This is a genomic window from Neisseria sp. P0022.S010 (assembly GCF_051956635.1).
In genome coordinates this window covers 1-7027 of record NZ_JBQCXF010000141.1, presented here as the reverse complement: position 1 = coordinate 7027, position 7027 = coordinate 1, and the positions used below count along the sequence as shown (strand labels likewise).

The window sequence follows — 7027 nt, the reverse complement described above, 5'->3', positions numbered from 1 at the left end:
GAACGCGCAATTCTTGGGTTTTTTGCAGGGTGAATGCCAACCAAGAGTACAGGTCAGGTTTGTTGGCTTTCAGTTTTTCTTCAACTGACAAGTCAAATGGAGTGTGCAGCAGAGAGCAAGAGCTGGAGATCCACAAACGGTCGCCCAATTTGGCTTTCAGAGGCTCAACAGTTTCCAAAACTTTGTTCAGGTTGGCGCGCCAAATGTTGCGGCCGTCGATAACGCCGGCAGACAGAACTTTGTCGTAGTCGGCAAATGCGTCCAGTTGTTCAGGGGCGCGTACCAAGTCGATGTGCAGACCGTCAACGGGCAGAGCTTTCAACAATGCGGCGTGTTCGGCAACGGAACCGAAGTAAGTGCTCAACAGGATTTTGGCGTTCACTTTGCTCAAAGTAGCGTAAACGTCTTTGTATGCTTCTACCCATTCTTTAGGCAGGTCAACAGTCAAAGCAGGCTCGTCGATTTGAATCCACTCGGCACCGGCTTCAACCAAAGCAGTCAGGATTTCAACGTAAACAGGCAACAGTTTAGGCAACAGGCTCAGACGGTCGAATTCAACAGCGCCTTTTTCTTTACCAACCCACAGGAAAGTCAACGGACCCACAACGGTCGGTTTGGCTTTCAGGCCTAAAGCTTGGGCTTCTTGCAGTTGTTGAACGTAGTGTTTGGCGTTGGCTTTGAATTCGGTATCGGCGTGGAATTCAGGCACCAAGTAGTGGTAGTTGGTGTCGAACCATTTGGTCATTTCGATAGCGAATTGGTCTTTGTTACCACGGGCCAGTTGGAAGAATTGTTCCAAAGACAGATTTTGGCTGTCGAAGCCGAAACGGGCAGGGATGGCACCGGTGGCAACTTGCAGGTCGAGGATGTGGTCGTAGAAAGTGAAATCGCCTGCAGCAACGAAATCAGCGTTGGCAGCAGCTTGGTGTTTCCAGTTTTTCTCGCGCAAGTCTTTAGCAACAGCCAGCAATTCTTGCTCGCTGATTTCTTTGCGCCAGTATTTTTCTTGTGCGAATTTCAATTCGCGGAAGGCTCCGACACGCGGGAAGCCTGAAAAATGCAATGTTGTCATGTTAACTCTCCTAGTTGGAATTTTTAATCAGGCCGGTATGGCCTGAATGTTCGATATTGTAAATCAGAATGGGGAGGCCGTCTGTTTTATTAACGGGGACGTACACCCAAAATATGGCAGATGGCGTAAGTCAGTTCGCTGCGGTTGAGGGTGTAGAAGTGGAAGTCTTTGACACCTTCGCGAGAGAGGACTTTGACCATGTCGATGGCGATGCTGGCGGCAACAAGGTTGCGCGTGCCTTGGTCGTCATCCAAACCTTCGTACATTTTAGACAGCCAGCTTGGGATTTTGACGTTGGTCACTTGGGCCATTTTGGCCAATTGTTTGAAATTGGTTACAGGCAGGATGCCGGGAACGATTTCAACGTCAATGCCCATCATCACGCAACGGTCGCGGAAGCGCAGATAGCTTTCCACGTCAAAGAAGAATTGGGTGATAACGTGGTTTGCACCCGCATCGATTTTGCGTTTCAGATTGATCAAGTCCGCTTGAGCAGATTTGGCTTCCGGGTGTACCTCAGGATAGGCCGCTACGGAAATGTCGAAGTCGGCAACGGAGCGCAACAGTTTGACCAAATCTTCGGCATAGAAAGGTTTTTTCTCGTAGCCGGGCGGCTCGTCGCCACGCAGGGCGACGATGCGGCGGATACCGCTGTCCCAATAGTCTTTGGCAATTTGACGCAACTCGTCAGGGCTGGCATCGATACCGGTCAAGTGAGGGGCGGCTTCAAGGCCGGTTTCTTGTTTGATGCGTTTAACAATGCCGTGTGTGCGGTCGCGTTCGCCTGAGTTTGCACCGTAAGTTACGGAAACAAATTTCGGGTGCAGGGTTTGCAGGCGATGGATGGAATCCCACAGCATGGTTTCCATTTGTTCGTTTTTCGGCGGAAAAAATTCGAACGAAACATTGATGTCGCCTTTTAAATCGGAAAGGCTGTGATTTAATGCGTTAATTTCTCTAGCGTGATTCATGCTTATGCACCTTCTGCATATCTTTTATTTGTTGTCAGGCTGCATAATAAATTTGAGGTTGGCATGAGTCAATTTCGAAATTTTCCGAAATTGTATGAATAGATTTAATAAAGGCCTCAGGCCGTCTGAAAAACAGCCTGAGGTCTTGTTTGATAGGGGAGGGAGAAAGATTATTCTGCTTCATCTATCCATGCTTGTTGCACGGCTTCGAGAATACGCTCGCCGCAACGTGCCGGGTCATCGTCAAATTCAGGCAAAGCCATAATCAAATCACGCAGTTGGGTAAAGCGTACGGTTTTCGGATCGATGCTATCGCCGTGTAGGTCGTAGAGTTCTTCGGCGATGCGTTGGGTATCTGTCCATTTCATGATGTGTTCCTTTATTTGGTCTTTAGGCTGTTGGTGAACATTTTAATCAAGAAGTAGGCGGACTGCCAGAATGTTTTACTGTAGATGCGGATATAAATAATGCGGGTATTTTTTAACAAAATAGCATATTTGCGTTAAAATACAGCACGGCACTTAAAAAACCACGGCACATTCGCTTTGAATTTGCCGTTTTATATATTTTATTCCGTTTTGAATGATGGTTTGCGCATGAATAATTTACATTATCCCAATGCAACCAAATCATCTGGAACGGCTCTTAATACGAAATCCATCACGTAAAAATAAAAGGAAAAATGATGAATAACGCACTCAACGCCAAATTGTCCAAACTGATTTACGCGCTTGCTTCAGATGATTCAGAGTATCTGGCTAAAGCAGACGCATTTGACCGTTTGCTGTTGTTGGTTCGCGAATTTTATCGCCTGCTGGATGAAACAAAGGATTTGAAGCAGCTGGTGTTCCGTCTGTATTACGGCAAGCACTATGGCTTAATTAAACTGGATGCCGCTTCACCCAATGATGATGCAGGCGCATTGAGGTTGAAACGTTGGATGGTTTATTCGCGTATCGCCGAGCGTATCGAAAATTGCGGCAAACATTTGTCGGTCGTACTTGAAGATGTGGTGTTGGAAAATGGCGCGGGCAAATCTCATTATATAGATGAAGCCAATGCCATCATCGAGCGTTTCGGTTTAGTAAGGAATGAGGCTGCACTTTCGGCGATTGAAGCGGCAGAAGCATTGAAGGCCGAGCAAGAGTTGCAGGCGACAAGCGAGCCTCAAAAATCTGCTCCTAAGCATCACGGCAATCTGCATCAAATCAGAATTCAAGAAAAAATCGAAAATTATTCTGCCACTCAAAAAGTGGCTGCCATGCAGATTTCCCGTATGCGTTTTATTTTTCCTCATATCGAATAGTTTGCTGTATAACCAAAAGGCCGTCTGAAAACCATAGATTTGTGGTTTCAGACGGCCTTTTTCATTAAACCTTGTTTTAATGGTCTTCACGCGCGTGGTTGATCGTATATTTAGGAATTTCTACGACCAAATCTTCATCCGCAACGACTGCCTGACAGCTCAAGCGTGAATCAGCTTCCAAGCCCCATGCTTGGTCGAGCAGGTCTTCTTCTAATTCGGTTGGTTCTTCCAGGCTGTCAAAACCTTTGCGGATAATCACGTGGCAGGTTGTGCAGGCGCAGGATTTTTCGCAGGCGTGATCGACTTCGATGTCGTGGTCGAGCAGTACGTCAAGGACGGTTTGGCCTTCCGGTGCGTCTTCGATAACCGCGCCTTCGGGGCATAATGTCGCGTGTGGGAGTACGGTAATTTTTGGCATTTTTATTGTCTCGGTTGTTTATAGAGTGGTTGTGGTTAAAGTGGTTTCAGACGGCCTTGGGTATTCAATATTCAGGCCGTCTGAAAAATGGGTTTATAACATGATGCCTTTACTTCTTAAATTTTCCAGACATTCGTCCAAGTAGGCATCATCGTGTTCGGCATAAATCGGCGAAGTGGCTGTTTCAGCCGCATGTGTGTGGTATGGTGCAACGGCTTTGCCGCGATATAGCGGGTCTTTCCATAAAGCATCAGGTTTGTAACCGCGCTGTTCCATCTCTGCCATAATCAGTGCGTGATATAGATAGAGTTTGTAGGGAGAATGGGTAAAAACGTAATTAACCGTCGTATGCGGCCTGCCCCAACCCGCCCCGCGTAAAGCGGCGCATTCACGGTGTTGCCCCAAAAGCTGGGCGCGGGGGAGTAGGGGAATAAGGGTTTGGTGCCAGAGTCTCATTGTGATTCAAATAATTTTGAGTAATCTTCGTAAGCTATCTTCAAATCCTTTTTTGAGTAGGTAGTATAAATGTGAAGACCATCTTCAATTTCAGTGGTTAGCTTTGATCCGCTTTTTCCAAAGTATTCGTCTTTATATAGACGGACTTTGGAGTTTTTGGGTTTATATGCATTTTCTGAAGAGATGAGATTTCTTAATATGGAAGGATTTTGTTGGTGCTTTTCCTTAATAAAGGAGATAAATGCACTTCTGTTTACTTCAAAGATTTTTTCTTGATGATGTTCTTTGACAGTTTTTTCAAAACCTAACTCTGCTATTTCATTTTTAGGAAATACAATTTCGCCTCTTAATGAGAGAAAAAGCCTTTTTACAAGATTTTCATCAATTGCAAAAAGCTCAGTTTCTCCTATTTGGCTTTTGCCGAAAATTTCATGAAGTAAGGTTTCTTTTTCTTTATAGTTGTCGGTTTTAATGGCTAGAATGCGTTCTAATCCGGCAACGTTTGCGTAGCCGTTGTTTTCCAAATGGCGCATTCTAATTTCAAAATTATTTTCGTCAGTAATACCAATCTTATATACACCTTTGATGACGGTTTTCATCAGGTAGACAATACCTGCTTTTTCCATTGTTGTCCTTTATTTTTATTTCTGTGAGATGACATCTTTTCAGACGGCCTTTTATCAAAGGCCGTCTGAAATTGTTTAGACATCAAATATTATCAACGCTTTGACCAGTCAACGCACGTTGGATGTTGCGGTTCATGCGCTTGGCGGCGAAGTTGTCGGTGCTGTGGCTGAGTTTGGCGACGGCGGCGCGGATGTCTTCGGCTTTGCCGTCTTTCAGACGGCCTTGCAAGTCGACAATGTCTTGTTGAATCTGTTGCAATTCTTCGGCTTCCAATAAATCGCTATCCAATTCAAGAGCAGCGTTGACGGCATCGGTCAGGCTTTCGGCTTCGACTACAGCTTCGGCGCGTGCGCGTGCGGCCATGTCTTCTGCGGCGTTGCTCATGCTGTCTTTGAGCATTTGGGTGATGGTGCTGTCGTCCAAGCCGTAGGAAGGTTTGACTTCGATTTGCGCCTGTACGCCGGTGCTTTGTTCTTGTGCTGAAACGGACAGCAATCCGTCGGCATCAACTTGGAAGGTCACGCGGATACGCGCTGCGCCTGCGGCCATGGGCGGAATGCCGCGCAGGGTAAATTTGGCAAGGCTGCGGCAGTCGGAAACGAGTTCGCGCTCGCCTTGTACGACGTGTATCGTCATGGCGGTTTGACCGTCTTTGAAAGTGGTGAAGTCCTGCGCGCGTGCGGTAGGAATGGTGGAGTTGCGCGGGATAATTTTTTCGGCTAGACCACCGTAGGTTTCCAAACCGAGCGACAAAGGGGTAACGTCCAGCAGCAGCCATTCGCCGTCGGTTTTGTTGCCTGCAAGGACGTTTGCCTGTATGGCGGCACCGAGTGCGACCACTTCGTCAGGATTGAGGTTATTCAGCGGAGTTTGACCAAAGAATGTGGCAACTGCTTGTTGAACGTGCAACATACGGGTAGAGCCACCAACCATAATCACGCCTTTGACATCTGCCTTGGTTACGCCGGCATCTTTCAAAGCCTGTTTGACGGGCTCGATGGTTTTTTGTACTAGATTTTGGGTCAGGTTGTGAAACTCTTGGCGGGTAATGACGGTATGAACTTTATGGCCGTCTGAAAGTGTGGTTTCGATGATGGCTTCGGTTTGAGTGGTTAGTTTTTCTTTGGCGGTACGAACAAGGGAAAGCAGAAGCTGGCTGTCTTGTTCGTTGAGTTTGGAGAGGTCGTTTTGTTCGAGTAGGTAGCAGAACAAACGATGGTCGAAGTCATCACCACCCAATGCGCTGTTGCCGCCGGTGGCTTTAACCTCAAACAGACCTTTGGTCAGTTGCAATACGGATACGTCGAATGTGCCGCCGCCTAAGTCGTAAACGACAAACGTGCCTTCTGAGGCGTTGTCCAGTCCGTAGGCGATTGCGGCGGCAGTCGGTTCGTTGAGGAGGCGTAATACATTCAAGCCTGCCAAGCGCGCGGCATCTTTGGTAGCTTGACGTTGGGCATCGTCAAAATAAGCGGGTACGGTAATGACGGCACCGACCAAATCTCCGCCCAATGTTTCTTCGGCACGCAATTTGAGGGCTTTGAGGATTTCTGCCGATACTTCGATAGGCGTTTTCGCACCTTGACGGGTGTTTAATTCGACCACGCGCTCATTGGGTGTAAATCGATAGGGCAGGTATTGCGCCTCTTGTGCAAGATCGGTAAGGGTGCGGCCGATTAAGCGTTTGGCGGAGCTGATTGTATTTAGCGGATCGGTTTTTTGGGCGGAAAGGGCATTTTTGCCGACTTCAACTTCGCCATCCAAATAACGAACAACCGAAGGCAGGGTGGCGCGGCCGTCTGAATCGGGCAGGCAGACTGCGCTGCCGCTGCGGACTGTAGCAACCAAGCTGTTGGTTGTGCCTAAATCAATGCCTACGGCGAGGCGGTGTTGATGGGGGGCGGCGGACATGCCGGGTTCTGAAATCTGCAAAAGAGCCATGATTGTGTGCCTTCTGATGCTGTATTTATTAGGATGGGGCAGATTTTAGCAGATTTTTGGCAGATAGTTGAGTGGTTTGCTAGGAAATAACCATAAGGCCTAATGTTGTTTTTTTAATTGAAAAGAAAGTGGATTTTGAATCCGGACTTGTATTTTTTAAGAAATGCGGATAAAATTCAGCCTCTTTGCCTTGCCTTTTACTTCGCATGGTGAAAGGCTGTTTTTAATCATCCATA

Annotated in this window: 7 protein-coding genes and 1 pseudogene; 1 reads left to right on the top strand and 7 read right to left on the bottom strand. The window is 47.2% G+C overall.

All coding sequences use genetic code 11. From position 1 onward, the window contains the following. The 3 genes and pseudogenes from ACTHUT_RS11915 to iscX all read right to left on the bottom strand — a co-directional run. Positions 1 to 1072, bottom strand: a pseudogene (locus tag ACTHUT_RS11915) (5-methyltetrahydropteroyltriglutamate--homocysteine S-methyltransferase); the annotation flags it as partial. An 89-nt stretch (positions 1073 to 1161) separates the two neighbouring features. Then, on the bottom strand, positions 1162 to 2043 hold the full coding sequence (gene metF, locus ACTHUT_RS11910) for a methylenetetrahydrofolate reductase (RefSeq protein WP_003683046.1): 882 nt from the start codon (positions 2041 to 2043) through the stop codon (positions 1162 to 1164). Positions 2044 to 2213: 170 nt separating this feature from the next. Beyond that, on the bottom strand, positions 2214 to 2411 hold the full coding sequence (gene iscX, locus ACTHUT_RS11905) for a Fe-S cluster assembly protein IscX (RefSeq protein ID WP_003682097.1): 198 nt from the start codon (positions 2409 to 2411) through the stop codon (positions 2214 to 2216). 317 nt (positions 2412 to 2728) lie between these two features. Here iscX and ACTHUT_RS11900 point away from each other — a divergent pair, with 317 nt between their 5' ends. Continuing rightward, on the top strand, positions 2729 to 3349 hold the full coding sequence (locus ACTHUT_RS11900) for a hypothetical protein (protein WP_440418823.1): 621 nt from the start codon (positions 2729 to 2731) through the stop codon (positions 3347 to 3349). Between the two features lie 76 nt (positions 3350 to 3425). Here the strand turns inward: ACTHUT_RS11900 and fdx are convergent, their stop codons facing one another. The 4 genes from fdx to hscA form a co-directional block, all read right to left on the bottom strand. After that, positions 3426 to 3767, bottom strand: a complete 342-nt coding sequence (fdx, locus tag ACTHUT_RS11895) for an ISC system 2Fe-2S type ferredoxin (protein ID WP_003686005.1) — start codon at positions 3765 to 3767, stop codon at positions 3426 to 3428. A 93-nt stretch (positions 3768 to 3860) separates the two neighbouring features. Beyond that, a complete protein-coding gene (locus ACTHUT_RS11890) occupies positions 3861 to 4223 on the bottom strand; it encodes a TIGR02328 family protein (protein WP_440418822.1) in 363 nt (120 codons plus the stop codon). Continuing rightward, on the bottom strand, positions 4220 to 4849 hold the full coding sequence (locus tag ACTHUT_RS11885) for a GIY-YIG nuclease family protein (RefSeq protein ID WP_070589957.1): 630 nt from the start codon (positions 4847 to 4849) through the stop codon (positions 4220 to 4222). Before ACTHUT_RS11885 ends, ACTHUT_RS11890 begins: the two co-directional genes overlap by 4 nt. An 82-nt stretch (positions 4850 to 4931) precedes the next feature. Continuing rightward, a complete protein-coding gene (gene hscA, locus ACTHUT_RS11880) occupies positions 4932 to 6791 on the bottom strand; it encodes a Fe-S protein assembly chaperone HscA (protein WP_440418821.1) in 1860 nt (619 codons plus the stop codon). Positions 6792 to 7027 lie beyond the last annotated feature (236 nt).

What these genes read in the sequence shown, in the direction of transcription:
- ACTHUT_RS11900 (WP_440418823.1), top strand. Translation starts at nt 2,729, where the DNA reads ATGAATAACGCACTCAACGCCAAATTGTCCAAACTGATTTACGCGCTT.
- metF (WP_003683046.1), bottom strand. Translation starts at nt 2,043, where the DNA reads ATGAATCACGCTAGAGAAATTAACGCATTAAATCACAGCCTTTCCGAT.
- fdx (WP_003686005.1), bottom strand. Translation starts at nt 3,767, where the DNA reads ATGCCAAAAATTACCGTACTCCCACACGCGACATTATGCCCCGAAGGC.
- ACTHUT_RS11890 (WP_440418822.1), bottom strand. Translation starts at nt 4,223, where the DNA reads ATGAGACTCTGGCACCAAACCCTTATTCCCCTACTCCCCCGCGCCCAG.
- iscX (WP_003682097.1), bottom strand. Translation starts at nt 2,411, where the DNA reads ATGAAATGGACAGATACCCAACGCATCGCCGAAGAACTCTACGACCTA.
- hscA (WP_440418821.1), bottom strand. Translation starts at nt 6,791, where the DNA reads ATGGCTCTTTTGCAGATTTCAGAACCCGGCATGTCCGCCGCCCCCCAT.
- ACTHUT_RS11885 (WP_070589957.1), bottom strand. Translation starts at nt 4,849, where the DNA reads ATGGAAAAAGCAGGTATTGTCTACCTGATGAAAACCGTCATCAAAGGT.